The 26,997-nt window shown below is 40.8% G+C and carries 26 protein-coding genes and 1 riboswitch; of the genes, 20 read left to right on the top strand and 6 right to left on the bottom strand.

What is annotated here, in order from left to right; genetic code table 11:
• Positions 1–650: 650 nt before the first annotated feature.
• The 8 genes from ACYVQ1_RS04445 to ACYVQ1_RS04410 all read left to right on the top strand — a co-directional run bounded on the left by ACYVQ1_RS04445 (position 651) and on the right by ACYVQ1_RS04410 (position 8,177).
• Positions 651–1,082 (top strand): CopY/TcrY family copper transport repressor, encoded by a 432-nt coding sequence (locus ACYVQ1_RS04445; RefSeq protein WP_461249883.1) that lies wholly within the window; start codon positions 651–653, stop codon positions 1,080–1,082.
• Positions 1,083–1,085: 3 nt separating this feature from the next.
• Positions 1,086–3,314 carry a heavy metal translocating P-type ATPase gene (locus ACYVQ1_RS04440; RefSeq protein ID WP_461249884.1) on the top strand — a complete coding sequence of 743 codons (2,229 nt, stop codon included), beginning with the start codon at positions 1,086–1,088 and terminating at the stop codon, positions 3,312–3,314.
• Between the two features lie 71 nt (positions 3,315–3,385).
• Positions 3,386–3,589, top strand: coding sequence for a copper chaperone CopZ (gene copZ, locus ACYVQ1_RS04435; RefSeq protein WP_002891592.1), 204 nt, complete (start codon positions 3,386–3,388; stop codon positions 3,587–3,589).
• A 138-nt stretch (positions 3,590–3,727) separates the two neighbouring features.
• Positions 3,728–4,774 (top strand): D-alanine--D-alanine ligase, encoded by a 1,047-nt coding sequence (locus ACYVQ1_RS04430; RefSeq protein ID WP_461249885.1) that lies wholly within the window; start codon positions 3,728–3,730, stop codon positions 4,772–4,774.
• A 427-nt stretch (positions 4,775–5,201) separates the two neighbouring features.
• The gene (locus ACYVQ1_RS04425) at positions 5,202–5,882 is read left to right on the top strand and encodes an amino acid ABC transporter permease (RefSeq protein ID WP_461249886.1); all 681 of its coding nucleotides are present in this window, start codon (positions 5,202–5,204) and stop codon (positions 5,880–5,882) included.
• On the top strand, positions 5,842–6,519 hold the full coding sequence (locus ACYVQ1_RS04420) for an amino acid ABC transporter permease (RefSeq protein WP_002891585.1): 678 nt from the start codon (positions 5,842–5,844) through the stop codon (positions 6,517–6,519). Before ACYVQ1_RS04425 ends, ACYVQ1_RS04420 begins: the two co-directional genes overlap by 41 nt.
• Before the next feature lies 1 nt (position 6,520).
• Positions 6,521–7,279: an amino acid ABC transporter ATP-binding protein gene (locus ACYVQ1_RS04415; protein WP_461249887.1), complete on the top strand. Its 759-nt coding sequence runs from the start codon at positions 6,521–6,523 to the stop codon at positions 7,277–7,279.
• A gap of 43 nt (positions 7,280–7,322) precedes the next feature.
• Positions 7,323–8,177: a cysteine ABC transporter substrate-binding protein gene (locus ACYVQ1_RS04410; RefSeq protein ID WP_003094464.1), complete on the top strand. Its 855-nt coding sequence runs from the start codon at positions 7,323–7,325 to the stop codon at positions 8,175–8,177.
• Positions 8,178–8,269: 92 nt separating this feature from the next.
• Here the strand turns inward: ACYVQ1_RS04410 and ACYVQ1_RS04405 are convergent, their stop codons facing one another.
• On the bottom strand, positions 8,270–8,959 hold the full coding sequence (locus ACYVQ1_RS04405; RefSeq protein WP_461249888.1) for a hypothetical protein: 690 nt from the start codon (positions 8,957–8,959) through the stop codon (positions 8,270–8,272).
• The gene (locus tag ACYVQ1_RS04400) at positions 8,928–9,623 is read right to left on the bottom strand and encodes a hypothetical protein (protein WP_461249889.1); all 696 of its coding nucleotides are present in this window, start codon (positions 9,621–9,623) and stop codon (positions 8,928–8,930) included. The genes ACYVQ1_RS04405 and ACYVQ1_RS04400 overlap by 32 nt, the downstream gene beginning before the upstream one ends.
• Positions 9,624–9,765: 142 nt before the next feature.
• Between ACYVQ1_RS04400 and ACYVQ1_RS04395 the strand changes: the two genes are divergently transcribed.
• The 3 genes from ACYVQ1_RS04395 (at position 9,766) to ACYVQ1_RS04385 (ending at position 13,787) form a co-directional block, all read left to right on the top strand.
• Positions 9,766–11,139, top strand: a complete 1,374-nt coding sequence (locus ACYVQ1_RS04395) for a UDP-N-acetylmuramoyl-tripeptide--D-alanyl-D-alanine ligase (RefSeq protein WP_461249890.1) — start codon at positions 9,766–9,768, stop codon at positions 11,137–11,139.
• 89 nt (positions 11,140–11,228) lie between these two features.
• Positions 11,229–11,894 carry a YwaF family protein gene (locus tag ACYVQ1_RS04390; RefSeq protein ID WP_461249891.1) on the top strand — a complete coding sequence of 222 codons (666 nt, stop codon included), beginning with the start codon at positions 11,229–11,231 and terminating at the stop codon, positions 11,892–11,894.
• Positions 11,895–12,242: 348 nt separating this feature from the next.
• Positions 12,243–13,787: a peptide chain release factor 3 gene (locus ACYVQ1_RS04385; RefSeq protein WP_461249892.1), complete on the top strand. Its 1,545-nt coding sequence runs from the start codon at positions 12,243–12,245 to the stop codon at positions 13,785–13,787.
• 515 nt (positions 13,788–14,302) lie between these two features.
• Here the strand turns inward: ACYVQ1_RS04385 and thiT are convergent.
• Complete coding sequence (gene thiT / locus ACYVQ1_RS04380) at positions 14,303–14,878, bottom strand: energy-coupled thiamine transporter ThiT (protein WP_461249893.1); 576 nt, start codon at positions 14,876–14,878, stop codon at positions 14,303–14,305.
• Between the two features lie 84 nt (positions 14,879–14,962).
• A riboswitch (TPP riboswitch) is annotated at positions 14,963–15,083 on the bottom strand.
• A 103-nt stretch (positions 15,084–15,186) separates the two neighbouring features.
• On the opposite strand from thiT, the gene ACYVQ1_RS04375 reads away from it, so the two are divergent.
• From ACYVQ1_RS04375 to ACYVQ1_RS04350, 6 genes are all read left to right on the top strand, one after another.
• A complete protein-coding gene (locus ACYVQ1_RS04375; protein WP_461249894.1) occupies positions 15,187–15,567 on the top strand; it encodes a PH domain-containing protein in 381 nt (126 codons plus the stop codon).
• 12 nt (positions 15,568–15,579) lie between these two features.
• On the top strand, positions 15,580–16,485 hold the full coding sequence (locus ACYVQ1_RS04370) for a magnesium transporter CorA family protein (protein WP_461249895.1): 906 nt from the start codon (positions 15,580–15,582) through the stop codon (positions 16,483–16,485).
• 194 nt (positions 16,486–16,679) lie between these two features.
• Positions 16,680–18,266, top strand: coding sequence for a DEAD/DEAH box helicase (locus tag ACYVQ1_RS04365; protein WP_461249896.1), 1,587 nt, complete (start codon positions 16,680–16,682; stop codon positions 18,264–18,266).
• A gap of 143 nt (positions 18,267–18,409) precedes the next feature.
• Positions 18,410–19,336, top strand: a complete 927-nt coding sequence (locus tag ACYVQ1_RS04360) for a hypothetical protein (protein WP_201041320.1) — start codon at positions 18,410–18,412, stop codon at positions 19,334–19,336.
• Positions 19,337–19,352: 16 nt separating this feature from the next.
• Positions 19,353–20,519, top strand: a complete 1,167-nt coding sequence (locus tag ACYVQ1_RS04355) for an HNH/ENDO VII family nuclease (RefSeq protein ID WP_461249897.1) — start codon at positions 19,353–19,355, stop codon at positions 20,517–20,519.
• Positions 20,519–20,914 carry an SMI1/KNR4 family protein gene (locus ACYVQ1_RS04350; RefSeq protein ID WP_201041318.1) on the top strand — a complete coding sequence of 132 codons (396 nt, stop codon included), beginning with the start codon at positions 20,519–20,521 and terminating at the stop codon, positions 20,912–20,914. The genes ACYVQ1_RS04355 and ACYVQ1_RS04350 overlap by 1 nt, the downstream gene beginning before the upstream one ends.
• A 72-nt stretch (positions 20,915–20,986) precedes the next feature.
• Here the strand turns inward: ACYVQ1_RS04350 and ACYVQ1_RS04345 are convergent, their stop codons facing one another.
• Genes ACYVQ1_RS04345 through ACYVQ1_RS04335 form a run of 3 tightly spaced genes read right to left on the bottom strand, consistent with a single transcriptional unit; the run spans position 20,987 to position 23,009 of the window.
• Complete coding sequence (locus ACYVQ1_RS04345; RefSeq protein WP_461249898.1) at positions 20,987–21,256, bottom strand: GIY-YIG nuclease family protein; 270 nt, start codon at positions 21,254–21,256, stop codon at positions 20,987–20,989.
• Positions 21,257–21,259: 3 nt separating this feature from the next.
• A complete protein-coding gene (locus tag ACYVQ1_RS04340; RefSeq protein ID WP_461249899.1) occupies positions 21,260–22,024 on the bottom strand; it encodes a tRNA1(Val) (adenine(37)-N6)-methyltransferase in 765 nt (254 codons plus the stop codon).
• Positions 22,025–22,073: 49 nt separating this feature from the next.
• Positions 22,074–23,009: a polysaccharide deacetylase family protein gene (locus ACYVQ1_RS04335; protein ID WP_461249900.1), complete on the bottom strand. Its 936-nt coding sequence runs from the start codon at positions 23,007–23,009 to the stop codon at positions 22,074–22,076.
• A gap of 129 nt (positions 23,010–23,138) precedes the next feature.
• On the opposite strand from ACYVQ1_RS04335, the gene ACYVQ1_RS04330 reads away from it, so the two are divergent.
• The 3 genes from ACYVQ1_RS04330 to ACYVQ1_RS04320 all read left to right on the top strand — a co-directional run bounded on the left by ACYVQ1_RS04330 (position 23,139) and on the right by ACYVQ1_RS04320 (position 26,927).
• Entirely contained in the window at positions 23,139–23,894 is a 756-nt protein-coding gene (locus ACYVQ1_RS04330; protein WP_060971746.1) for a lysophospholipid acyltransferase family protein, read from the top strand.
• A gap of 107 nt (positions 23,895–24,001) precedes the next feature.
• A complete protein-coding gene (locus tag ACYVQ1_RS04325; RefSeq protein ID WP_461249901.1) occupies positions 24,002–24,697 on the top strand; it encodes a helix-hairpin-helix domain-containing protein in 696 nt (231 codons plus the stop codon).
• On the top strand, positions 24,687–26,927 hold the full coding sequence (locus tag ACYVQ1_RS04320; protein WP_461249902.1) for a DNA internalization-related competence protein ComEC/Rec2: 2,241 nt from the start codon (positions 24,687–24,689) through the stop codon (positions 26,925–26,927). Before ACYVQ1_RS04325 ends, ACYVQ1_RS04320 begins: the two co-directional genes overlap by 11 nt.
• Positions 26,928–26,997: the final 70 nt, after the last annotated feature.

Genomic DNA, 26,997 nt, shown 5'->3' with positions numbered 1-26,997 from the left:
GGCGAATTAAATTTATCTCTGGTTTTTATTTTCATCTCACTTATAGAAAGAAGGTAGACAAATGAAAGTATCATTGAGGGTAATACTAGGTGTCTGTTTCTTAATAGGAGCATCACTATTTTTCTATCGTGGAGAGAATCACTATGCACTGATTTTCCTGCTGGTTGGTGCTTTGTACCTCTACAAGGGATTAAACTGAGGGTTAAATCTCGTAATCAACTTTCGTATATCTCGTATGAATGAATAAGTCTGTATAGTGACATCTATGTCACTATTTTTTTCTTTTTGGAAGCTATAGAATGATTTTATAACTAAAAAGAAAGGAGGAGAGGGCATCACTGAACATGATTGATCATATTTTGTCATTCTTTGTATCAAATAAAAAAGCTCTAGCAATACTCTTTATGATTATTTGTTTGGCTTTTATTTACCCTGGCATGTTTAAATTTTTGTATTTTGAAGGCAGGGATTTTGGACGTAGCTTCGTCAACTCAATTTTATCTTAGTGAAGTTTAGCACCTCTTAGGAGGTGTTTGTTTTTTGAAAATAAATCTACAAATGTAGACAAAAAACTCTTGACATATCCCCGTGGCAGCGTTAAAATAAATCTACAAACGTAAACAAATAATAACATTCAGAAAGGAACTATCATGCTGACAATTTCATCTGCGGAATGGGAAGTCATGCGAGTGCTCTGGGCTAAGGGGCAAGCGACTTCTTCAGAGATTATAGCAATTCTATCTAAGAAGCTAGACTGGTCGGCTTCGACAGTAAAGACCTTGATTGGACGTTTGGCGGACAAGGGTTATCTAACCAGTCAGCGTCAAGGACGAGGGTTTATCTATCAAGCTAGCTTGGGGGAAGATGAGGCGAATTTTCAGGCTTTAGAAGCTGTTTTTGACAAGATTTGTTTGACCAAACATAGCTATTTATTGGGTCAACTCATGGCAAAGACACCGATGACTCAAGCTGATGTGGATAAGTTGCAGGCCTTGCTTGCAGCAAAAGCACCTGTGGATCAGGTGGTTTGTGACTGTGTGCCTGGCCAATGCGCTTGTGGGCATCATATGGAGGTGAAGTAGAAAATGACAAAAGAAACTTTTGTGGTTAATGGGATGACCTGTGCGTCCTGTGTGGCCAATGTTGAAAATGCTGTTAATAAGTTGGATGGTGTGGACAAGGCTGTGGTTAATCTGACCACGGAAAAAATGTCTGTGGATTATGCTGGGGATAAAGTTAGTCCAGAAGCGATTGAAAAGGCCGTGGCTGATGCCGGTTATGAAGCTGAAGTTTACAATCCAGACACAGCCAAAAGCCAGGAAGAGCGTGAAGAAGACAAGATTCACAAGGTACGTGAGCGCCTCATTTGGTCATCTGTCTTCACCATTCCTCTCTTTTATCTTGCTATGGGCCCAATGGTTGGTCTACCTGTGCCAAACTTCTTGTCTCCTCACCATGCAGCCTTGACCTATGCCTTGGTGCTACTAGTTTTGACAGTGCCCGTCATGTGGTTGGGCCGTTCTTTCTATAGTAATGGTTTTCGTACCTTGGCCAAGGGTCACCCAAACATGGATGCCTTGGTAGCCTTGGCAACTTCGGCGGCCTTTCTATATAGTCTCTATGGTACTTATCACATTTCTTTGGGGCATGCCCATCACGCCCACCAGCTTTATTTTGAGTCAGTGGCTGTTATTTTGACCTTGATTACTCTAGGTAAGTACTTTGAAACCCTCTCTAAAGGTCGTACTTCAGAAGCTATCAAGAAACTCATGCACTTGTCAGCCAAGGAGGCGACCGTTCTTCGAGATGGTAAGGAAGTCAAGCTTCCTGTGGATGAGGTTGTTCTTGGTGACCATATTGTGGTCAAACCTGGGGAAAAGATAGCCGTGGATGGTCAGGTGATTTCTGGTAGCTCCGCGATTGATGAGAGTATGCTTACAGGGGAGTCACTCCCTATTGAGAAATCCGTTGGTAAGCCAGTGTTTGCTGGTTCTATTAATGGTCAAGGTAGCTTGATTTATGAGGCTGAAAAGATTGGTAAGGACACCTTGCTTTCCCAAATCATTAAATTGGTTGAGGATGCCCAACAAACCAAGGCACCGATTGCCAAGATTGCCGATCAAGTGTCAGCGGTCTTTGTTCCTGTTGTCATGGCTATCGCACTTGTTTCAGGTCTCTTTTGGTACTTTGTCATGGGACAAACCTTTACCTTCGCTATGACAGTAGCAGTTAGTGTCTTGGTTATTGCTTGTCCATGTGCTTTGGGTCTTGCGACACCGACAGCTATCATGGTTGGTACAGGCCTTGGTGCCGAACACGGTATTCTCTACAAGCGTGGGGATGTGCTTGAGCTAGCTCACAAGGCTGATGTCCTCGTTTTTGACAAGACAGGAACTATTACTCAGGGTAAACCTCAGTTGGTTTCTAGCTATACCTATGGCAATAGTGGAGCAACCTTGCAGCTTTTGGCATCCTTGGAAGCTAAGTCTGAACACCCCTTAGGTCAAGCAATTCTTGTGGCAGCAGAAAATGCTAACTTGGACTTGTTAGAGATGGATAACTTTTCAAGTTTGACTGGGCGAGGTCTTACTGCCAGCTATGCAGGTAAGACTTATTTAGCTGGAAATCAAACTCTTATGATAGAGGAAAAAGTCGACTTGACTTCAGCACAAGCTGATTTCCAAAACTTGACAGCCGATGGTCAGACACCGATTTTCCTGGCTGAAGATGGTAAGTTAATCGGACTCTTCGGTGTAGCCGATCAGGTTAAAGAAGACAGTGCAGATATGGTGGCAGCTCTTCATCAAATGGGCAAGGAAGTTATCATGTTGACTGGTGATAATGACCAAACAGCTCAAGCTATCGCTCAAAAGGTTGGCATCAAACGTGTCATCAGTCAAGTGCTTCCGCAAGAGAAATCTAGGGTGATTAGCGACCTTCAGGCAGAAGGAAAATCAGTCATCATGGTTGGTGATGGTATCAATGATGCCCCAGCCCTTGCGACTGCCGATATCGGTATTGCCATGGGATCAGGGACAGATATTGCTATGGAAAGTGCCGATATGGTCCTTATGAAACCCAACCTCATGGATGTCGTTAAGGCTCTGAAAATTAGTCAGTCGACTATCACAACGATAAAAGAGAACCTCTTTTGGACCTTTATCTACAATATCTTGTCTATCCCAGTAGCCATGGGTGTCCTCCACCTCTTTGGAGGTCCCCTTCTTGACCCAATGATAGCAGGACTTGCCATGAGCTTTAGCTCTGTTTCGGTCGTCCTTAATGCTCTGCGCCTCAAACGTCGCAAAGTCTAAGCATTGATTGCTAATGCCTCCATCACTTAAGCTGTGTATCAAAAACAATTAAAGAAAAGGAAAAAAGAAAAATGACAAAAACATATAACATTACAGGAATGAAATGCCAAGGCTGTGTTAACACCGTTACTGAAAAACTCTCCGCTGTTAAAGGAGTAGACAAGGTTCAAGTTGACCTCGAAAACAAACAAGTCACTATCGAAGGGAAACCTTGGAAATGGTCTCTCAAACGTGCCCTCAAAGGTACTAAGTTTGAGCTTGGTGACGAAATTTAAGACAGGATTGAAACAGCTCTTAGGCTGTTTTTTTCTGCCTATAATCTTTTTGAAAATCCCTTCCTTTTGTGATATGATTAAAGTAATTATGTTCTCAAAACTGAGACTAGAAAATCAAGAAAAGAAAACGGTATACCTATGTCTAAACAAACCCTTATCCTTCTCTACGGTGGACGTTCAGCAGAACGTGAAGTGTCTGTACTCTCAGCTGAGAGTGTTATGCGTGCGGTAGATTACAACGCATTTGAGGTTAAAACCTACTTTATTACACAGTCTGGTGATTTTATCAAAACACAAGAATTTACAGAAACACCAAGTGATGATGAGAAGCTCATGACTAATGACACAGTTGCGGCTAGTCAGGCTATCAAACCAAGCGATATTTATGAGGAAGGCGCTGTGGTATTCCCTGTGCTCCATGGACCTATGGGTGAGGATGGATCTATCCAAGGTTTCCTCGAAACCCTCAAGTTGCCATACGTGGGTACTAATGTCTTGTCATCAAGTGTAGCTATGGACAAGATTATGACCAAGCATATTCTTGAAGTTGCAGGTGTCCCTCAGGTTGCCTACACAGTCTACATCGAGGGTGAAGATTTGGAAGCAGCAGTAGCAGAGACGCTTGAAAAATTGACCTTCCCAGTTTTCGTAAAACCTGCTAACATGGGGTCATCTGTTGGGATTTCTAAAGCTGAAAATGAAGCAGAGCTTCGTGCAGCGATTGATCTGGCTCTCAAATATGATAGCCGTATCTTGATTGAGCAAGGTGTGGTTGCCCGTGAAATCGAGGTTGGTATTCTTGGAAATAAAAATGTTAAGACGACAGATCCAGGTGAAGTGGTCAAAGACGTGGCTTTCTATGATTACCAAGCTAAATACATTGACAATAAGATTACCATGGACATCCCAGCTCACGTGCCTGCAGAAGTCATGACGCAAATGCGTGCCTATGCGGCCAAGGCCTTCCGTGCTCTTGGTGGTTGTGGTCTTGCTCGCTGTGATTTCTTCCTGACAGAGGATGGAGCCATCTACCTTAACGAGCTCAATACCATGCCAGGTTTCACTCAATGGTCAATGTACCCACTACTTTGGGAAAATATGGGACTTTCTTACTCAGACCTTATCAAGGAATTGGTAGCCTTGGGACAAGAAATGTTCGAAAAACGTGAAAGCCATTTGATTTAAGCACTATGATTTAAAAGACAGACATCTTAGTCTCGGAGAAATCTCTGAGACTGAGTTTTTTTTTTTCTTTACAGAAATCTAGATTTTATTTATATCTTTTCTTTATCACGCTGATAAAAAATACATATTATCCAAATAATCTAACAGGTGGTAGAATAAATCTAACGTTTCAAATGAAATAGAGCAATTCATTCGTGTTTTGTGAAGCTGTGCTTTTCAAATGCGAGAGAAGGGTCAAAGGGCTAGAAGTAGATGTCAGTGAGTGCTTACGGAATTTTCTACGCCCCTTGTATCTTGTAGAATTGAACACAGGCTAAATTCCTAGAGCAAAAGATAAACTTCCTAGTGTGCCCGAACACGCCGTCAGTTTCCTATTTGCTTACGGAATTCTATACGCCTTTTGTATCTTGTTTTGAGGAGGTAAGTTTTGGACTGGTCCATTGTTCAACAGTATTTGCCCTTTTATCAGAAGGCATTCTTTTTAACTTTACATATTGCCGTTCTGGGGATTTTTGGTTCCTTCCTTTTGGGCTTGGTGGTGAGTGTTATTCGTCATTACCGAGTACCGGTTTTGAGTCAGCTTTCGACGGCTTATATTGAGCTATCTCGTAATACGCCGCTCTTGATTCAGCTCTTCTTTCTCTACTTTGGCTTGCCTCGTATAGGTTTGGTTCTATCCTCAGAGGCTTGTGCTGTGGTAGGTTTGATTTTCTTGGGTGGTTCCTATATGGCGGAGTCCTTCCGAAGTGGTCTAGAGGCTGTTAGTCAGACCCAACATGAAGTGGGCTTGTCTATTGGTTTGACGCCGTTCCAAGTCTTTCGCTATGTGGTCCTTCCTCAGGCAGTAGCTGTGGCGTTGTCGTCATTTAGTGCTAACGTTATTTTCCTTATCAAGGAAACGTCAGTATTCTCAGCGGTAGCCTTGGCGGATTTGATGTATGTGGCTAAGGATTTGATTGGTCTCTACTACGAAACCGATGTGGCTCTAGGCATGTTGGTGGTGGCTTATCTCTTAATGTTGCTACCGATTTCTCTAGTCTTTAGTTGGATTGAAAGGAGGTTACGCTATGCAGGATTCGGGCTTTCAGGTTCTTCTTCAGGGGAATAATTTCCTACGTATCTTACAAGGTTTAGGCGTAACTATTGGAATTTCCATCGTTTCGGTGCTTCTGTCCCTTTTACTAGGAACCCTTTTTGGAATTGTCATGACTTCGAAATCTAAGATTGTACGTTTTTTGTCACGTATTTATCTGGAATTTATTCGTATCATGCCCCAGTTAGTCTTGCTCTTTATTGTTTATTTTGGTCTGGCTAGGAATTTTAACATCAATATCTCAGGCGAGTTATCAGCTATTATCGTCTTTACCCTTTGGGGAACGGCTGAAATGGGTGATTTGGTGCGTGGGTCAATCACGTCACTACCTAGACACCAGTTTGAGAGCGGAAGGGCCCTTGGCTTGACCAATGGCCAACTCTATACCTATGTGATTATCCCACAAGTCTTGCGTCGCTTGTTGCCTCAGGCTATTAACCTGGTGACACGTATGATTAAGACCACATCCTTGGTGGTTTTGATTGGCGTAGTAGAGGTGACCAAGGTTGGTCAGCAGATTATCGACAGTAATCGCCTGACTATTCCAACAGCTTCTTTCTGGATTTATGGCACGATTTTGATTCTTTATTTTGCCATTTGTTACCCAGTATCTAAGCTGTCTACTTATCTTGAAAATCGTTGGAGGAATTAAGATGACAGAAAGCATTTTACAAATCAAGGATTTGAAAAAGTCCTTTGGGGACAATGAGATTCTCAAAGGCATCTCCTTGGATGTTAAACAAGGTGAAGTCGTTGTTATCCTGGGTTCCTCAGGTTGTGGGAAATCGACCTTGCTACGTTGCATCAATGGCTTAGAGACCATCCAAGGAGGCGATATTCTCCTGGATGGCAAGTCTATCACTGGTAGCAAGAAGGATTTTCACCTGATTCGTCAGAAAATCGGTATGGTCTTTCAAAGTTACGACCTCTTCCCGCATTTGGACATCCTGCAAAATCTGATTTTGGGGCCAGTCAAAGCTCAAGGGCGTAAAAAGGAAGAAGTCATTGCGGAGGCTGAGAAACTTTTGGACCGTGTGGGACTTTTGGACAAGAAGCATAGCTTTGCGCGACAACTGTCAGGTGGTCAAAAGCAACGTGTAGCCATTGTCCGTTCTCTTCTCATGCATCCTGAAGTTATCCTCTTTGACGAGGTGACGGCTTCGCTTGACCCTGAGATGGTTCGTGAGGTCCTGGAACTAATCAATGACCTCGCTCAAGAAGGACGTACCATGTTGATTGTAACCCATGAGCTTCAGTTTGCGCGTGCCATCGCTGACCGTATTATTTTTATGGATAAGGGTGTCATCGCTGAGGAAGGTACTGCTGAAGAATTCTTCAATCATCCAGAGACACAGCGAGCTCAAGAGTTCCTCAATGTCTTTGACTTCAGCCAGTTTGGTGCCTATTTGTAACCCATTGTTTTTAGTAAAAAATATAATATTTTAGGAGATATTTATGAAATTAACAAAGAAAATTTTTGCCCTATTAGCCCTCGTCTTTGCCTTGGTGGCAGTGACTGCTTGCTCAAGTAACAGTAGCTCTGGTAAATCAACAGCCAAAGCACGTACTATTGAAGAAATTAAGAAGAGTGGTGAACTCCGTATCGCTGTCTTTGCGGACAAGAAACCTTTCGGTTATGTAGATAACAAGGGTGCTTACCAAGGTTACGATATTGAACTTGGTAACCGTTTGGCTAAAGACTTGGGTGTTAAACCTAAATACGTCTCAGTAGATGCGGCCAACCGTGCTGAATTCTTGATTTCAAACAAGGTAGATATTACGCTTGCCAACTTCACAGTAACTGATGAACGTAAGAAACAAGTGGACTTCGCCCTTCCTTACATGAAAGTCTCAATCGGTGTGGTGTCACCTAAAGACAAGGTTATTAAGGACGTTAAAGAGCTTGAAGGTAAGACTTTGATTGTTACTAAAGGAACAACTGCTGAAACTTACTTTGAAAAGAACTACCCAAATATCAAATTGCAAAAGTATGACCAATATAGCGACGCTTACCAGGCCCTCCTTGATGGTCGTGGCGATGCTTTCTCAACAGATAATACAGAAGTTCTTGCTTGGGCTCTAGAAAATAAAGGTTACGAAGTTGGAATCACATCGCTTGGTGACCCAGATACAATTGCCCCAGCCGTTCAAAAAGGTAACAAAGAACTCCTTGACTTTATCAATAAAGACATTAAGAAACTTGGCGAAGAGAATTTCTTCCACAAAGATTATGAAAAAACACTTCACCCAACCTACGGTGATGCAGCAAATGCTGATGATCTCGTCGTTGAAGGTGGAGAAGTGAAATAAGACTGGCACTCTCTTAAAGAGGTAAGTCTTGCTTAATAAGAATAAACAACCACTCCTGCTTATATCTAGTCTGGCTAGAAGCAGGAGTGGTTTTACTTGTTTTTATATTTTCTTCTAATCTTCCATTCAACGAAAAAGACATAAATAAACAAGCCTCCAAACATTCCAAATACGATATAAGGTTTCAGACGATCAAACAAGTTTATTCGTTGACCATAAAGGGATTTTGAACCATCATTCCAGGTAATGCTCTTGTTTTCATCATCAATCCGTTTGTAGGATTCGCCATCATAGGTCAAGTAATTGTCTTTACGGACATACATATTCAAATAGTTGTAGCCGTTCTTAGTGGGGAGGTTTGAAAGCAGGCGCTCCTCGGCATAAACTTCAATGTAGAGGGTACCGTCATTAAAGCGTTTAATCTCATCAATGCGTGCATTTTTGATGAGGACATTTCCATCCTGAACAATCTCCCAATTGCGCTTACCTGACTTGTAACCTCCTTCGTAGGATATGGCAAGCTGATGGCTTTCAGATTGCCAAAGGCCATAGATACTGTCTTTATATACGTTATGATCAAAGAAAATAACATAGATAATGAATATAGGTAAGATGATTAGGAAACCTATCCCCAAAATGTTAGCTAAACGGTCTGTAAATTTATCCCAGCGTGCTCGCCATCCCGTTTTACATTTTTGTTCTTTTCGATATGCTTTTCGTGACTGATACTTTCGATTGAGTTTCTTTCGGTCAGCGTATTTTCTGTTTGTTTGGTGTCTCATTGAGTTTTTCTCTCCTCTTTTGCCGAGCCTCTATAATGATAAGAAATGAGCAAATCCCCATAAGTATCAAATAGAAGGCTTCAAAAACCTCATCTATAGTGGTTTTCCGTTCACCATAAGGGCTGGTAGAACCATCTTTCCAAGTAATAGTCTTGTTTCCAGAATTGATACGCTTGTAGGACTCACCGTCATAGGTAAGATAATTATTTTTGCGAAGATAGAAATCCATATAGCTGAAGCCGTCCTTGGTGGGGAGGTCTGTCAGGTAGCCTTCCACAGTGTAGAGCTCCATGTGAAGAGTCCCGTCATTAAGCCGCTTGACCGGGCGAGTTCTAGCAGCATAGATAATATACTTACCATCCTGTACGACTTGCCAGTCGATATTTCCTCGCTTGCGAATATGCTTATAGGAAATCGCTAACTTATGATGATCAGATTGCCAGAGACCATAAATGTTATCTTTGTTGACGGTATAATGATCGTAATAATAAAAACCACCATACAGCAGTGCAAGCAGCACTAAGATAATCAATTCAGATGTTGGCTCTAGTGGGATTATCTTTCTCCAATCAAACCGCCATCCTTTAGGTTCCTCAATACTTTGGCAGTCGCTATTTATATTTTCCTCTCCTTTAGAGAGAGTGATTAATTTTTTCTTTGTCATGCCTAATCCTCTCATCAACCATTGTAACAAATTCATCTCCCAAGCAAAAGCTAGCCTGATTTGTGATATAATTGGGAGTGATTGCGGGCAAGAAAATCTTGTTTCTTGTCAGACTTGTAAAAATAAAATAGAGGATTTTAAGATGAAACTGACACTCCATGAAATTGCCAAGGTTGTTGGCGCTAAAAATGATGTCACAGCCTATGAAGATGTTGCCATTAACCAAATTGAGTTTGATAGCCGTAAGATTACAGCGGGCGACCTCTTTTTGCCGCTCAAAGGTGCGCGTGATGGACATGATTTTATCCAAACAGCCTTTGACAATGGTGCTCTAGCGACATTCACAGAAAAAGAATTATCGGCTGATCAAGCCCATATCCTAGTTGATGATGCTCTTGAAGCCTTCCAAAAACTGGCTGCCTACTATCTTGAAAAGACTGGTGTTGACGTTATTGCGGTGACTGGTTCTAACGGTAAGACAACGACCAAGGACATGATTCATGATATCTTGGCCACAACCTATCGTACTTACAAGACCCAAGGGAATTACAACAATGAGATTGGTCTTCCTTATACTGCCCTACACATGCCTGATGATACGGAGAAAATCGTCCTTGAGATGGGGCAAGACCACATGGGAGACATTCACCTCTTGTCAACCTTGGCGAAGCCAAAAACAGCTGTTGTTACCTTAATCGGAGAGGCTCATTTGGAATTCTTTGGTAGCCGTGACAAGATTGCCCAAGGTAAAATGCAAATGCAAGATGGTATGCCTGATGGTAGCCTCCTGCTTGTGCCGAGTGATCCAATCGTAGATCCTTTCTTGTCAAGCAATCTTGAAGTGGTACGCTTTGGAGATGGTGCAGAGCTTACAGTCTCTGAGTTGACAGAATTCAAGGACCATCTCACCTTTTCAACAAACTTCCTAGACGGACAAGTTACCTTGCCAGTCACTGGAAAATACAATGCTACAAATGCCATGGTTGCTGCCTATGTCGCTAAACACTTGGGTGTAACTGAAGAAAATATCCTCTCAGCCCTTGCTAACTTGCAGCTTACAAAAAATCGTACCGAATGGAAAAAAGCAGCCAACGGTGCCGATATCCTTTCAGACGTTTACAATGCCAATCCAACAGCCATGAAGCTCATTTTGGAGACCTTCTCAGCCATTCCTAAGAATGAAGGAGGTAAGAAAATTGCTGTCCTAGCTGATATGAAAGAACTCGGTGAACAGTCTGTGCAACTTCACACACAGATGATTCTAAGCCTGACACCAGATGCTATTGATACGGTGATTTTCTACGGTGAAGACATTGCAGAATTGTCACAACTTGCTAGCCAAATATTCCCACTTGGTCATGTCTATTATTTCAAGAAAACAGCTGACGAAGACCAATTTGACGCTATGGTCAAACAAATCAAAGAAAGCCTAGGTGAGCACGATCAAATCTTGCTCAAGGGCTCTAACTCTATGAACCTAGCCAAGGTCGTGGAAGAATTACAAGCTAAGAATTAAGTTCTCTAACCTGCTCTCTAAAGCAGGTTTTTGCTTTACCCTGAAATTTGATATAATAGCAGGCATAGTAATTTCAGCAGGAGAAGAGAATGAAGGATTTTTTGACAACCACCCAAACTCATCCACCCCAGATACCTTTGCCCTATTATTTGCTTATGCTTTTGGCGATGGTACTTCTGAGTTACTTGAGCTGGCGTTGGTATGAGAATAAGATATGGCGTTGGACCTTTCTCACTATCCAAGCCATTCAACTCTTTGCCCTTTATACCTGGTACCTCTGGCAGGGCTTTCCACTTTACATTAGTCTGCCCCTTTACCATTGCCGCATGGCCATGTTTGCTGTTCTCCTCCTGAAAAATAGTAGAATAAAGAGCTATTTCGCTATTATGGGAGTTGTCGGGACTTACTGTGCATTGATTTATCCAGTATTTGATCCCTATGAGTTTCCACATATCACAGGCTTTTCTTTCCTAATTGGCCACTATGCCCTACTGGTCAATAGCCTAAATGTCATTTTTAACAGTTATAAAACTCATCCCATCAGCCAGCGGCTGATTGTCGTGGCTACTCTGCTACTGAATCTAGGTTTGGTCATAGTTAACCAGACCATCGGTGGAAACTATGGCATGCTTAAACACACACCATTTATTATGGGAACTCCCTTACTTGTCAAATACCTTGCTGTATCAGGAGCTCTGATTATTCTCATGATAATCATGAAAAAAGGTCTGGAGCATTTTGAAAGGAAATATTAAATAAATGAAGAAACACGCTATCAGAAAGTTGATAGCGTGTTTCTTCATTTATTTGTTTTATTCTAACACAAAACGCTTTCAGAATTGCTTTCAAACTGTAATTTGGATATAATAAAAGTGCTGTGCCTGCGAGAATTATCGCAAGCCTTGACAACAAATGTAGCTTTCAAAAGACAGAAATTTTCTGAAAGAAGAGCTACAACGATCTTGCTTTTCGTTCTGGTAAAAACCCTATTGCTATTAGTAGCTCTGGGACATGGGATTTTTGAGATTTACAAAGAAGGTGCTGACATCCATACCACTAAGGAAAAGTAACAAAAAGATAATTTTTAAAGAAGAAAGAAAACTATGAGCATTCAAGACGAAATCAAAAAACGCCGTACTTTTGCCATCATCTCTCACCCCGATGCCGGTAAAACAACAATCACTGAACAATTGCTTTACTTTGGGGGTGAAATCCGTGAAGCTGGTACCGTAAAAGGTAAGAAAACCGGAAACTTTGCCAAATCAGACTGGATGGATATTGAGAAACAACGTGGTATCTCAGTAACTTCATCTGTGATGCAGTTTGACTATGCTGGCAAACGTGTCAATATCCTTGATACCCCAGGGCACGAGGACTTCTCAGAAGATACCTACCGTACCCTTATGGCGGTTGATGCTGCCGTCATGGTCGTTGACTCAGCCAAAGGTATCGAGGCCCAAACCAAAAAACTTTTCGAAGTTGTCAAACACCGTGGTATTCCTGTCTTCACCTTCATGAACAAATTGGACCGTGATGGACGTGAGCCACTTGACCTCTTGGAAGAGTTGGAAGAAGTGCTTGGTATTGCCAGCTACCCAATGAACTGGCCTATCGGTATGGGTAAAGCCTTCGAAGGACTTTATGACCTCTATAACGAACGCTTGGAGCTCTATAAAGGTGACGAGCGCTTTGCCAAGATTGAAGATGGTGATACCCTTTTTGCCAACAACCCATTCTATGAGCAAGCAAAAGAAGATATTGAACTCTTGACAGAAGCGGGTAATGAATTCTCTGAGGAAGCTATTTTAGCTGGTGAATTGACACCGGTCTTCTTCGGTTCTGCCCTTACTAACTTTGGGGTTCAAACCTTCCTCGATACCTTCCTCAAATTTGCACCAGAACCACATGGTCACAAGACAGTGGATGGTGACGAGATTGATCCTCTCAACAAGGATTTCTCTGGTTTTGTTTTCAAAATCCAAGCCAATATGGACCCACGTCACCGTGACCGTATTGCCTTTGTTCGTATCGTTTCTGGTGAATTTGAGCGTGGTATGAGTGTTAACCTAAGCCGTACTGGTAAAGGAGCTAAGCTCTCTAACGTCACTCAGTTCATGGCTGAATCCCGTGAAAATGTCGAAAATGCCGTGGCTGGAGATATTATCGGGGTTTATGATACAGGAACTTACCAGGTTGGTGATACCCTTACTGTAGGTAAAAACAAATTTGAATTTGAGCCACTACCAACCTTTACGCCAGAGTTGTTCATGAAAGTTTCTGCTAAAAACGTCATGAAGCAGAAGTCCTTCCATAAAGGAATTGAACAATTGGTGCAAGAAGGAGCCATCCAGCTTTACACCAATTACCAAACAGGTGAATACATGCTTGGTGCCGTTGGTCAACTTCAGTTTGAAGTCTTCAAACACCGTATGGAAAATGAATACAATGCCGAAGTCGTTATGACACCAATGGGTAAAAAGACTGTGCGTTGGATTCAACCTGAGGACCTTGACGAACGCATGTCATCAAGCCGAAATATCTTGGCCAAAGACCGCTTTGACCAACCAGTCTTCCTCTTTGAAAATGACTTTGCCCTCCGTTGGTTTGCGGATAAATATCCAGATGTAACATTGGAAGAGAAGATGTAATGTACTAAGATTGCTTGGCTATTTCATAGCCTAATCAATCTACGCCACGTCCTATGGGACAGTGGCTAAGTCCCTTACTAACTCGAAAACGGAAAAATATCGTTTCCGTTTTCTCATGTCGTAATGCTATGTATAGTTTATGTAAATCGTTCATCTTGTGTCTAGCTAGCCGTCTCACTAACTGCGTCAGACGAATAATATCGATTCGTCTGACTTCGTGTCGTAATATCTTAGTGATGTTATTTACGAAGTATCCTATGGGAACGTGGCTAAGTCCCTTACTAACTCGAAAACGGAAAAAACATCGTTTCCGTTTTCTCATGTCGTAACACGATGATTATTTAGTTTTTGTAAATCATTCATCTTTTGACGCTAGCCCCTCTTAGGTGTCTAGCTAGCCGTCTCACTAACTACGTCAGACGAATCGATATTATTCGTCTGACTTCGTGTCGTAATATCTCATAAAAACATGAAAAACCACAGGACTGCCACTTAAGACTGTCCTATGGTTTCTTTTATTTTTCTGTATTGAGTAATCTGCCTAGGAATCGATGTAGGGCGAAGAAAACGATGAGGCTTGCCAATGTTTCTCCTAGGAAAGATGAGCTATTGACAATGAGTGAGTAGAGATAAGGGCTTTGTCCCTTAGGGGCATAGCTTCCCCAAAAGATGACACCGGCTATAAAGTGAATGAGGTAACGAGCAAAGCTACCAAGCAGAATCCCCCAAGTGATATACATCAGAGACTTAACTTTATGGCCTTGTTTAATAGATTTATCTAGGGCTGGTTTGACCACACCACTGATTCCAATAAGGCTAAAGGCGACAAAATACTCCAGGAAACCTTGTGTTAAGGTTAGCCAACCGCCGGCTGCTTGCCCTGTCACCACCTGGAGAAGGCCCCAGATGAGACCGCCCATAGCACCGGCTTTAAGCCCCCAGCGAAAACTGAGGAGAAAGATGGGCACCATCTTAAAGGAAAGGGAAATCCAAGGGCCTAGTGACATGGGCTGAGTAACTAGGTCCAGGATATAAGCAATGGTTGCAAAAAGGGCAACCTCAATCATTGGTCGAATATTTGTTTTCGACATAAAAAACCTCCTATACCAATCGTCTTAATTGGCTGTTTTTTTTTTGCCACATCAAAACGACGTCATAGAAGTTCCTCTATTTCAATCTATTTTGAGACACATCCCTACGCAGGTTCTAACCTGATCAGGTGGTAAGAGTTTAGGCAAGTCTTGAAGAAAAAATTCAAGCTAGCCATTCTCAGCAATTGCTCCTCTTGTGACTCCTTAATTGTACTACCAGAAACCCATTTCTGCAAGTGTCTGAAATCCTAAAATTGTGGTATAGTTAAAGCAAGGATTATCTTTACAATAAAAAAGGAGAAATAACTATGGGACTTTTTTCAGGACTGCTTGGCAATGCATCTAAAAAAGATAATGATAAGGTTGAGCGCCAATTGGAGGGTATCTTAATTTCAGGTGAACAGGTTGAGTTAGCCTATGCCCTTGTTCGTGACTTGATTGTCTTTACAGAGAAGCGCTTGATTTTAGTCGATAAGCAAGGTGTTACAGGGAAGAAGACCTCTTACAAATCTATCCCTTATCATTCAATCTCTCGTTTCACTGTAGAAAGCTCGGGCCACTTTGACCTAGATGCTGAACTTAAGATTTGGATTTCATCAGCACTTGAGCCTGCAGAAGTGCTTCAATTTAAGAGTGACAATAATGTTTTTGAAATCCAACAAGCTTTGGCAGCAGCAGTGCTAGAGTAATGAGGACGGAAAATGTTTATTGAAAAAGAACTGGGTTATAAGCGTCACTGGATTAATATTGACTCAGACATTATTTCTGAGCAATCCTATCTTTATACCAAGTATGATATTGACCAAGAAACCATAGAGTATGCCTTGGATAAAAATGAACGAGCCCACATGGATTACAACCGTGAGAATGGGACAATCACCTTTATCTATAATGTTCTGGCACTTGAAAAGGACAAGGAATACTATGAAACCATTCCTCTGACCTTTATTGTTCAAGATACACGTTTGGTGACCATTAGTAACGAGGATAACGCTTATGTGATAAGCAAGATGCAAGATTATGTGGATAACCATGAGGATTTGTCTATCTACAAATTGCTCTTTGCAGGCCTTGAGATGATTTCAAATGCCTACTATCCCGTTATTGAACGTTTGGATCAGCAAAAAGATGAGGTTAGTCGACGCCTAAGACAGACAACGACAAGTAAGAATCTTTACGACCTTTCAGATTTGGAAACAGGCATGGTCTATCTAGTGGCTGCCGCTACACAAAATCGTCTTCTTTTGGAACACATCAAGGGGCACGCCATTTATCGTCGTCTCAATGAGGTCGAAAAAGAACAGTTTGATGATGCCATGATTGAAGCTAGACAGTTAGTAGCCATGACAGACCTCATTTCTAAGGTCTTACAGCAACTATCAGGTTCTTATAATAATATCCTAAACAACAATCTGAATAACAACTTGAGTAATTTGACTATTATCGAGGTACTCTTAGGAGTGCTTGCCGTTATTACCGGTTTCTTTGGGATGAATGTTCCTCTACCTTTTATGACTGTCAGTCCAGCTTGGATTTTCATCATTTTAGGTAGTGTGATTCTTTGTTTGGTCTTGGCCCGCTACTTGCGTTGGTTGGTTCATAAATAATAATTAGTGAGTGAAACCGTCTTCTCAAATTGGAGGCGGTTTTAAAACGTTATTTTCTGTCTTTTTATTCTTAAATATGATAGACTAGATGAGTTGTTAAAATAAACGACTATTAAATACAGGTAGTTAACATACTACACAACCAAGTCTCATAAGGTGGCTTCGCACCGCCTTCAAATAGAAAGAAGAATACTTTGAAATTTACAGATTTAAACCTATCAGAAGACATCCAATCAGCTGTTGTAGCTGCCGGTTTTGAAAAGCCATCACCTATCCAAGAGTTGACCATTCCACTCGCTCTTGAAGGGAAGGATGTTATCGGTCAGGCCCAAACTGGTACTGGTAAAACAGCTGCCTTTGGTTTGCCTACCCTAGATAAAATTCGTACAGAAGAAAATACTATCCAAGCCCTTGTTATTGCCCCAACACGTGAGTTGGCAGTGCAATCTCAAGAAGAGCTTTTCCGTTTTGGTCGTGACAAAGGCGTTAAAGTTCGCTCAGTCTACGGTGGTTCTAGCATTGAGAAACAAATCAAGGCCCTCCGTTCAGGTGCCCACATTGTAGTAGGGACACCAGGTCGTCTCCTTGACCTTATCAAACGTAAGGCTCTTAAACTCAATAATATCGAGACTTTGATTTTGGATGAAGCTGATGAAATGCTTAACATGGGCTTCCTTGAAGACATTGAAGCTATCATTAGCCGAGTGCCAGAAGAACGTCAAACCCTTCTCTTCTCAGCAACTATGCCTGATGCTATCAAACGTATTGGCGTTCAGTTCATGAAAGATCCTGAGCATGTGAAAATCAAGGCTAAAGAATTGACCAATGTTAACGTTGACCAATACTTTATCCGAGTGAAGGAACAAGAGAAGTTCGATACCATGACTCGTCTTATGGATGTTGATCAACCAGAATTGTCAATCGTCTTTGGACGTACCAAACGTCGTGTGGACGAGTTGACACGTGGTTTGAAACTTCGTGGTTTCCGTGCAGAAGGTATCCACGGTGACCTTGACCAAAACAAACGTCTTCGTGTTATCCGTGACTTCAAGAACGACCAAATCGATATCTTGGTTGCGACAGACGTTGCGGCGCGTGGTCTTGACATTTCCGGTGTTACTCACGTCTACAACTACGATATCCCACAAGACCCAGAAAGCTACGTTCACCGTATTGGACGTACAGGCCGTGCAGGTCAATCAGGTCAATCGATTACTTTCGTTGCTCCAAACGAAATGGGTTACTTGGGAATCATCGAAAACTTGACTAAGAAACGCATGAAAGGTCTTAAGCCACCAACAGCTCAAGAAGCCTTCCAGGCTAAGAAGAAAGTTGCCCTTAAGAAAATCGAACGTGACTTTGCGGATGAAGCTATCCGTTCTAACTTTGACAAGTTTAAGGGCGATGCGGTTAAATTGGCTCAAGAATTCACACCTGAAGAATTGGCCCTTTACATCTTGAGCTTGACCGTTCAAGACCCAGAGACAATGCCAGAAGTGGAAATTGCGCGTGAAAAACCATTGCCATTCAAACCATCAGGTGGTGGCTTTGGCGGTAAAGGCGGCAAAGGTGGCCGTGGCAACCGCGGTCGCGATAACAGCCGTCGTGGTGGATACCATGGCGACCGTAACCGTGATGATCGAGATGGTGGCCGTCGTGACTTCAAACGCAAGTCTAAGAAAAATAGCCGTGACTTCGAAAATCGTGGCAACAAACGCCCACACCGTACCTCAAGCGAAAAGAAAAACGGCTTTGTTATCCGTAACAAGGGTGATAAATAAACAATAAAAATGCTCTATGAAAATAGGGTGTTTTTTGTTATTTGCCCAATTGATTAAATTTTTATAATCTTAAAGATTGTTATATATAACTTATTCTCTATTTGATATAATTGCACTATCAAGAGTAGGAGAATTTGAAAGTTATGAAAAAATGGTTTATAGCATTTTTAACAGTCTGTTTGATGTTTTTAGTATTAAAACCATACCGAATTTTAGGTGATACATACTATTTTGATGTACAGTCAGCTAATAAAAATTTGACATTATTTAATGCTGGTGAGGGATATGAGAAACAGAATAAAATAAATAAGAAGGACTTACACTATGGTTGGAATTTAGGTAAGTTTGAAGTCTCTGGGTTCTCTAGTAAAACAGATGGTGATATACCGGTTTTTTATAAGACTACGGGAGATAATCTTGTTCTGAAATTTAATTTGTTACAAAATATTGATAAGTTAAATAAAAAAGAAATGCATATTATTGAGGATAAGAAGGGACAAGATGTATTATTTGAAACTGAGAAAACAAATTTTGGAAAAGGTGCATTGATTATAAAATATACTGCGACAAACAATAATTCTGAATCTCCTAAAATATATACGGATTTTTTAACTGGTAAATCAAAGAATGCTAAGAATATGTCCGTTACTTTGAACGAGGAAGGAACGTATGAAATTGCCCTAGATTATAGAATCAAAAAAGATGGGATGAAAGTTTTTAAAAAAGTCATTACTTGGGACTCAGAGAGATATCGGATGAGCTTCAAATTTAAAGTATTAAACGCGAAAGCAATGGGATATTTGTTTGATTTAAAGTCAAACTCAGAGTTATCTAATAATGCTATAGCGAATGATGGTTTTAGAATAGATTTAGCAAACTCAAAAACATTAAAAGCAGAGGTGAGACGAGAAATTTGGAATGATGGTGAATGGGATTCAAAAGGTGTTGAACCTGCTTACGATGGTAAAAAGTATACTAAAAACGGTAAATATACTATTACTTTTAGTAACGAAGCGACCTCTGAATCAGTAACTAAAATTATATATGTTAATGAGAAAAAACATTCTTAGATACTAGGAGTCATTTATGAAAAAAATTCTATCAATTGTTGGGGTATTTATCTTACTTTTTGCTATAGGATCAACCGCATTTAGTCTTTTTTATAGTGAACAAAAGAAAAATAGGATGATTTTTGCAGAAAATTCTTCAGAAACTCAAGAAAGTCGATTGTATAATGAGCTTGTAAAAGAGCTGGGAGATGATTACTTTATTGAAAATGTAAATTCGACTTATGTCTCTGAAGAGTATGTAGAAGATTTAGAATATAATTCAAAAAAGAATATTTACTTTGGATACACCTCTGAAGAGTTGGATAAGGAATTTGGTGGAAAAAAATATGTCTTTACTTATGATAAAAAAGTAAATTCAACCAAGGTCAAAGAATTTGAAAAGTATGATGATACTTACGATAAAGCTTTAAAAAATGTGGCTGTGGGTTCTGGCGTAATAATTACATGTATTACCGTATCATCTCTGACCGCGGGAACAGCACCTGCGATAAGTGTTATTTTAATGACAGCTGCTAAGACAGGAGCAGTTTCGGCTCTATCTACTGGTACGATGTCCGCATTAACTGCAGGTGTGATTGAAGCTGTAAAAACAAACGATAGTGCAAAGGCGCTTAAAGCAGCAGCTAGTGAAGGTAGTGAGGGGTTCAAATGGGGTGCTATTGCAGGTAGTGTCGGTGGTGGCTTCAGCAAATTTAAAGTTTTAAAAGGTGCAACACTAAAAGGTCTAACTATGAATGAGGCTGCAATTATTCAGAAAAAAACTAACTGGCCTTTGGAAGTAATCAAAAATATATCCAGCATGGATGAATATAAACTTTACGAAGCAGCAGGATTAAAAGTACAGGTGATTAACGGTCGAATTATACTTGCACAACCGATAGATTTAACAATTAAGAGTAAGTTAGGTGGAAAAACGGTAACTAATCTTGAGAGAATATTGAAGGGGGCTTCCCCTGTAGATAAAACTGGTACTCCGTTTGAATTACATCATATTGGTCAAAGTACAAATTCACCTTTAGCGATATTAACTAGAGAACAACATCGATTAGGAGAGAATAATAAAATACTTCACAATTCTAAAATAGAAAAGGGAGTGCATAAATCTCTTGAAGATAATAAATGGAAGAGTGAGAAAAAATCTATTTGGAAAGCCATAGGAGAAATCTATAAAGGGTCTGTATAATGTCGAGTAATTTAATTGAAATATTAAAAAATAACAGTGAAGTGATTCATGGGCAAGGTGTATCAATAGATAAGGTTAAGGAAGCGTCGAAAATGCTGGAACTAACATTTTCTTTAGATTACATTGATTATCTAGAACATTTTGGTATTTTGGCTTACGATGGTCATGAATTGACAGGATTAATTGGAGATGATAGAACAAATGTTGTATATATAACTAAAGAATTATGGCGAGAAAATCCATTAATTCCACATAATCTTTATGTGATTGAAGATACAGGAATTGATACAATAGTGGTTTGGCAAAATGAAAAAGGTCAGATTTTTCAGTCAGCAGTTGGTTTAGAACCTGTTAAAATATGTGATTCACTAATAGAATTTCTATTTGATTATTAATTCTTCAGTAATGTGGTGAGCAATAGTAGAAGTGACAGCATGATGATTTTTCCTATACCAAGAAACACACGGTTATTTTTCCGTGTGTTCTTTGATATAGGCTAGTTTTTTCTCTCGGCTTTTTTTCTTAAAGAGTGCTTCGGCGCTCATGGCTTCAGGCTTGCTGTCAAAGGCTTCTGAGTAGAGGAGTTTAACTGGTAGGCGGGCTCTGGTATACTTGGCACCCTTGCCTGAGTTATGGGTTTTGAGGCGGCGTTCGACGTCTGTGGTGTAGCCTGTATAGAGGGTACCATCGGCACACTCAACCACATACATGTAGGCCTTGCTATCCTTTTCTGTCATCGTTTAGGACTCACCCTCAGTCTTTTTCCCAAAGTAAATCTCAAAGATTTCGTCGGTATAGTCGCCATTTTCCTTGTGAACAAAGAGGGGAGGAAGGATTTTCAAGCCATCTGTCGAGCCGTCTTTAATGGCTTCAATCAGGAGCATATTTGCCTCACGTCCCATCTTAGGATAGATAAACTGGATGCGTTTAGGCGCTAGATTATATTGGCGCATGGTGTCAATGATATCCAAAAAACGATCTGGACGATGTACCATGGCAATGCGTCCATTAGATTTGAGGGCATGACGAGCGACCTGGCAAATTTCTTCTAAATTTGTCGTGATTTCGTGGCGGGCCAAGAGGTAATGCTCTGACAGATTTTTCTTAGACGTTTCTGTCGCCTTAAAGTAGGGAGGGTTACAGAGAATAAGGTCTACTTGAGATCGCGGCGCATGGTCAAGCAAATTTTTCAGGTCGTCATTGACAACAGTCACCTGATTCTCTAGCTGGTTGAGGGTGACGGAACGTTTGGCCATATCAGCTAGGCGTTTTTGCAACTCAACCAAGGTAATTGGTGCCTCAGTGCGTGTGCTGGCAAAAAGGCCAACGGCACCATTTCCCGAACAGAGGTCGACGATTAATCCCTTCTTTGGAATTTTTGGGAACCGAGAGAGGAGGACGCTATCAATAGAATAGCTGAAGACTTCCTTATTTTGAATGATTTTCACATCTGTGGAGAAGAGTTGGTCAATGCGTTCTCCATCTTTTAAAATTGGATTTGTCATAGTCTTAATTGTAACAAAAAACAGCTCCCAAAGGAACTGTTGCGAGTGATTACTCTAGGACACCGAAGGTATATCCTTGATTTTTGAAATATTCGATAATTTGTGGAAGGGTCTGAACAGTCAGCTCCTTACCAGCAGTGTCATGCATAAGGACAACCTTAACATGACTTTCAGGGAAATACTGTTGAGAACCATCCATGTAGGCCATCATAGTTTCAGATGTCGTTGGACGAACAGAGAGTGGTTCTGCATCTCCACAGAGCATGTTCCAGTCAATCCACTGGATACCTTGATTGGCGAGAGCATGGTCAGTTGCCTCCAATCCTTGCCATGACATATGACCACCAGGGTAACGGAAAATTCTTGTTTTAAAGTCCTTACCTAGGATGGCTTGGAAATTGGCATTGGTTTGGTCAACTTCAGAAACAATTTGACTTTGGTTTGGAACACGCCCAGGATAAAGTAGGTTAAAGTTGTGGCTTAAGCTATGATTAGCAATAGCGTGTCCTTCTGTAATTTGGCGTTTGAGGATGTCCGCATTTTCCTGACTAATGGTATTCCCAATGTGGAAGAATGTGGCATGAACACCGTATTCTTTCAAGATATCCATGACTTTTGGTGTCAAAGTAGGATCAATTCCGTCATCGAAGGTTAAAAAGACAACCTTATCGTCAACATCTTGAGATACACCACGGATAGTGTTATTAACAGCAGTAACGTCGTAGGCATAATCAGAGGCTTCAATGCTATGGTTACTACCCTTTTTGAGTTGTGTTTTGTCGTTTTCTTTAGCTTGTTCTGAAGAAGAACTTGCTCCGTTAGCTACTTGTTCAGTTTTTTCAGTATGAGCTACTTGTTCAGCTTTAGAGCTGTGGCGTTGTGACAAGACAAAGCCTAGAATAGCCAGTACGGCCAAGTTAGCAATAATGAGGCATAGATTAAGTGCCTTCCTGTTTTTCCCTATAATCTCAATACATTTTTTCATAGTTACATTATAGCTCAAACTATTAGAAAGTGCCACAACATTTTCAATTGTTTTACAAAGAAATTCGATGAAAAAGCACTCCTTTTTTTGGTATAATAGTTAAAAAATTGTAGAAAAAGAGGTAAAAACGTGTTTTACGCTTATTTACGTGGGCTTGTTGTCTTCCTTCTATGGATTATTAATGGCAATGCCCATTATCACAATCGTGACAAGTTATTGAGTAAGGACGAGAACTATATCTTGGTAGCTCCACACCGAACTTGGTGGGACCCTGTTTATATGGCTTTCTCAGCTCGTCCTAAGCAGTTTATTTTCATGGCTAAGAAAGAACTTTTCAAGAATCGTATCTTTGGTTGGTGGATTCGTATGTGTGGTGCCTTCCCGATTGACCGTGAAAATCCTGGTCAAGAAGCTATCAAGTACCCTGTTAACATGCTTAAGAAGAGTAACCGTAGTTTGATTATGTTTCCAAGTGGTAGCCGCCATTCATCTGATGTTAAGGGTGGGGTTGCAGTTATCGCTAAGATGGCTAAGGTTAAGATTATGCCGGTTGTCTATCAAGGACCTCGTGAACTCAAGGGGCTCTTGACAGGTGAACGTGTGGATATGAACTATGGTAATCCTATTGATATTTCAGATTTGAAGCGTTTGAATGACGAAAATATCCAAGAGGTTGCTCGTCGTATCCAGTCTGAATTTGATCGCCTTGATGAGGAAGCTTTGAGCTATCAAACAGGCAAGAAACCCAATCCTTTGACTTATATTTACCGAGTACCTCTCGGTATTGTGGCTATCATTGCGGTACTTTTGACCATGGCTTTCTCATATGTAGCTAGCTTTGTTTGGAATCCTGAAAAACATCGTGCCAAAGAAACTCAGAAATAAGCTAAAAACTCTATCAGACATAGATCTGATGGAGTTTTTTACTTTTTGATGTATTTTTTAAATTTTTTACGAATAAGAAAGAAAATATATCAATTAAGGAGAATAGCGTGAAGGAAAAGATTCTAACCTATGTCAAAGATAATCGTCTGTTTGTGAGTGTCATCGCTGTACTAATGGTGATTTTTTGCTTCTTTCTATGGATGACTTGTGGTGCCGGCAACAGCATGGAGGCGGAGACGTCTTATACAGATGTGACAACATTGTCAACCTCCTCATCCAAAGAAGGGTCAAAATCACTTACTGAAGTGTCTTCTCAGTCAAAGACTGAAGAAAGTGAAAAGGATAAGTCAAAAGTAACAGTGGATGTTAAGGGGGCTGTGGCCAATCCAGGTGTTTATACTTTAAAAGCAAGCGCTAGGGTGACTGACGCCATCAAAGCCGCTGGGGGAATGACCGAGGATGCGGATGCTAAGAGTGTTAATTTAGCCGCAAGCTTGTCAGACGAAGAGGTTATCTATGTGGCAACTAAGGATGAAAACCTTTCTGTCCTTGGTCAATCAGGAACTAGTCAGGTTTCTGACAAAGGAGGGCAAACTAATGCTAAGGATTGGAAAATTAATTTAAATACAGCGACTGCAGAGGAATTGCAAACCATTTCTGGAATTGGAGCTAAGCGAGCAGAGGATATCATCGCCTATCGTGAAAGTCATGGAGGCTTTCAATCCGTAGATGACTTGAAAAATGTCTCAGGAATTGGAGATAAAACATTAGATAAAATCAGAGAGTCCCTCTATGTGGCTTAAAAAAGCTCCAATCAATCTTTTTTCCTTGTCTCTTTTAATAGCTGCCCTTTATTTTACGATTTTTGTCACTAATGTTTACGCTATTGGGACTTTTGTCTTTCTTATGGTCTGTTTTTTGAAGCATCATTGGAAGAATAAGACAGCCCTAAAGTTGGTGGGACTTGTAGGTAGTTTCTTTTTGGTCTACTTTTTATTCTTGCACCACAGAGCTAGCATACAAGATAAACAAGCCCCTGCTGAAATCAATCAGGTGACTCTGATTGCTGATACGCTATCGGTTAATGGTGAGCAATTATCCGCTATCGGTAAGGCCAAGGGACAAAACTATCAGGTCTTTTACCGACTCAAATCTGAGAAGGAGCAGCATTTTTTCAAGACTGCTAGCCAAACGCTAGTATTAAAAGGGAAAATTACGTTAACCCCAGCAACTGGTCAACGTAATTTTCAAGGGTTTAATTATCAGTCTTATCTAGCCAGTCAAGGTATTTATCGAATCGCTCAGATTGAGCGCTTGGACCAAGTGGTACCTCAAAAATCTCTATCTCCCCTAGCTTTTTTCCATCAACTGAGGAGGAGGGCTTTGGTTCATATCCAGACGCACTTTCCTAGTCCTATGAGACACTATATGACAGGCCTGCTCTTTGGATATTTGGATAAGGAGTTCGATGAGCAGAGCCAGCTTTACACAAGTTTAGGTATTATTCATCTATTCGCACTTTCGGGGATGCAAGTGGGCTTTTTTCTGGGATGGTTTCGCTACGGTCTCCTACGCTTAGGTCTTCCTAAAGATTATCTATTTATCGTCTTGCTGCCTTTTTCCTTATGTTATGGCTTAATGACAGGATGGACAGCTTCAGTCCTACGTTCCTTGGTTCAAAGTTTGCTAGCTGAGTTTGGTATTAAAAAACTGGACAATATGGGAATAACCTTGCTTCTATTGTTTCTCTTGTTACCTCATTTTCTCTTAACAGTGGGAGGTGTATTAAGTTGTTCCTATGCCTTCTTGTTGTGTTTGTTTGATTTTGAGGAGTTGTCATCTTTAAAGAAATCAATCTATATGAGCTTGGTATTGAGTCTTGGGATTTTGCCCTTTCTAACTTACTATTATGGAACCGTTCAACCAGTTAGTTTAATTCTCACTGCAATCTTTTCAATTGTATTTGATAGCTTTCTCTTGCCTGTCTTGACGGTCTTCTTTGCCCTTTCAGGACTGGTAATCTTTTCTCAAATCAACCCACTTTTTGAATGGATGGAGTCCTTTCTGACTTGGATACAATCCTGGATAGGTCAACCTTTGATTTTAGGGAAACCTAGTTTGTTTCAGTTTAGCTTGATGATAGCTGTATTGATTTTGCTCTTTGATTTTTGGAAAAAGCCTCAGTTTAGGATTTGCCTTTTGATGATTTTTGGACTTTTGATGGTCTGGGTCAAACATCCTTTAACCAATGAGGTGACTGTGGTTGACGTTGGTCAGGGAGATAGTATTTTTCTGAGGAGTATGAAAGGCGATACCATCCTAATTGATGTGGGTGGCAGGGTGACGTTTGGAACTAAGGAAAAATGGCAAGAGTCTAGCCAGACGAGCAATGCGGAGAAAACCTTGATTCCCTATCTACAGGCTAGAGGAGTGTCTCAAATTGATTATCTGGTCCTGACGCATACGGACACAGACCATATTGGTGATTTGGAAGAAGTGGCCAAGTGTTTTAAGATTAAGGAAATCTGTGTCAGTCAGGGGTCTTTGACTAAGCCTAGCTTTGTTAAAAGACTTCGGACTATAAAATGCCCAGTTCACACTTTAAAGGCTGGCGACAAATTACCCATGATGGGAAGCAATCTACAGGTTCTTTATCCAAATAAAGTTGGTGATGGCGGTAACAATGATTCGATAGTTCTTTACGGAAAGCTATTAGGAAGCAGTTTTCTGTTTACCGGTGATTTGGAAAAAGAAGGAGAGGAGGAACTGATGGCCAGCTATCCAACTTTAAGGGCAAGCGTCCTCAAAGCTGGACACCACGGTTCAAAAGGTTCTTCGTCTGAAGCTTTTTTGGACCAGCTGCACCCCTCCCTTGCACTTGTTTCAGCTGGTGAGAACAATCGTTATAAACATCCAAATGATGAAACAATAGAACGTTTTAAGCAACGCCACATTAAAATTTTACGAACAGATAAAGACGGAGCCATCCGTTTTAAGGGCTGGTTTAAATGGTCAAGTGAAACAGTCCGATAATTGTTAGAGTTCTTAATTTGTCATGTACCTCAATCTATGGTAGAATGTAAAAGCTAATATTCCAGTATAA

It is taken from the genome of Streptococcus parasalivarius, from assembly GCF_054785155.1.
Note: the sequence above shows the minus strand (reverse complement) of the source record. Positions and strands in the feature narration are given on the sequence as shown.

What these genes read in the sequence shown, in the direction of transcription:
- ACYVQ1_RS04410 (WP_003094464.1), top strand. Translation starts at nt 7,323, where the DNA reads ATGAAATTAACAAAGAAAATTTTTGCCCTATTAGCCCTCGTCTTTGCC.
- ACYVQ1_RS04360 (WP_201041320.1), top strand. Translation starts at nt 18,410, where the DNA reads ATGAAAAAATGGTTTATAGCATTTTTAACAGTCTGTTTGATGTTTTTA.
- ACYVQ1_RS04345 (WP_461249898.1), bottom strand. Translation starts at nt 21,256, where the DNA reads ATGACAGAAAAGGATAGCAAGGCCTACATGTATGTGGTTGAGTGTGCC.
- ACYVQ1_RS04445 (WP_461249883.1), top strand. Translation starts at nt 651, where the DNA reads ATGCTGACAATTTCATCTGCGGAATGGGAAGTCATGCGAGTGCTCTGG.
- thiT (WP_461249893.1), bottom strand. Translation starts at nt 14,878, where the DNA reads ATGTCGAAAACAAATATTCGACCAATGATTGAGGTTGCCCTTTTTGCA.
- ACYVQ1_RS04395 (WP_461249890.1), top strand. Translation starts at nt 9,766, where the DNA reads ATGAAACTGACACTCCATGAAATTGCCAAGGTTGTTGGCGCTAAAAAT.
- ACYVQ1_RS04415 (WP_461249887.1), top strand. Translation starts at nt 6,521, where the DNA reads ATGACAGAAAGCATTTTACAAATCAAGGATTTGAAAAAGTCCTTTGGG.
- copZ (WP_002891592.1), top strand. Translation starts at nt 3,386, where the DNA reads ATGACAAAAACATATAACATTACAGGAATGAAATGCCAAGGCTGTGTT.
- ACYVQ1_RS04385 (WP_461249892.1), top strand. Translation starts at nt 12,243, where the DNA reads ATGAGCATTCAAGACGAAATCAAAAAACGCCGTACTTTTGCCATCATC.
- ACYVQ1_RS04440 (WP_461249884.1), top strand. Translation starts at nt 1,086, where the DNA reads ATGACAAAAGAAACTTTTGTGGTTAATGGGATGACCTGTGCGTCCTGT.
- ACYVQ1_RS04430 (WP_461249885.1), top strand. Translation starts at nt 3,728, where the DNA reads ATGTCTAAACAAACCCTTATCCTTCTCTACGGTGGACGTTCAGCAGAA.
- ACYVQ1_RS04320 (WP_461249902.1), top strand. Translation starts at nt 24,687, where the DNA reads ATGTGGCTTAAAAAAGCTCCAATCAATCTTTTTTCCTTGTCTCTTTTA.
- ACYVQ1_RS04400 (WP_461249889.1), bottom strand. Translation starts at nt 9,623, where the DNA reads ATGACAAAGAAAAAATTAATCACTCTCTCTAAAGGAGAGGAAAATATA.
- ACYVQ1_RS04390 (WP_461249891.1), top strand. Translation starts at nt 11,229, where the DNA reads ATGAAGGATTTTTTGACAACCACCCAAACTCATCCACCCCAGATACCT.
- ACYVQ1_RS04375 (WP_461249894.1), top strand. Translation starts at nt 15,187, where the DNA reads ATGGGACTTTTTTCAGGACTGCTTGGCAATGCATCTAAAAAAGATAAT.
- ACYVQ1_RS04340 (WP_461249899.1), bottom strand. Translation starts at nt 22,024, where the DNA reads ATGACAAATCCAATTTTAAAAGATGGAGAACGCATTGACCAACTCTTC.
- ACYVQ1_RS04420 (WP_002891585.1), top strand. Translation starts at nt 5,842, where the DNA reads ATGCAGGATTCGGGCTTTCAGGTTCTTCTTCAGGGGAATAATTTCCTA.
- ACYVQ1_RS04370 (WP_461249895.1), top strand. Translation starts at nt 15,580, where the DNA reads ATGTTTATTGAAAAAGAACTGGGTTATAAGCGTCACTGGATTAATATT.
- ACYVQ1_RS04405 (WP_461249888.1), bottom strand. Translation starts at nt 8,959, where the DNA reads ATGAGACACCAAACAAACAGAAAATACGCTGACCGAAAGAAACTCAAT.
- ACYVQ1_RS04350 (WP_201041318.1), top strand. Translation starts at nt 20,519, where the DNA reads ATGTCGAGTAATTTAATTGAAATATTAAAAAATAACAGTGAAGTGATT.
- ACYVQ1_RS04355 (WP_461249897.1), top strand. Translation starts at nt 19,353, where the DNA reads ATGAAAAAAATTCTATCAATTGTTGGGGTATTTATCTTACTTTTTGCT.
- ACYVQ1_RS04335 (WP_461249900.1), bottom strand. Translation starts at nt 23,009, where the DNA reads ATGAAAAAATGTATTGAGATTATAGGGAAAAACAGGAAGGCACTTAAT.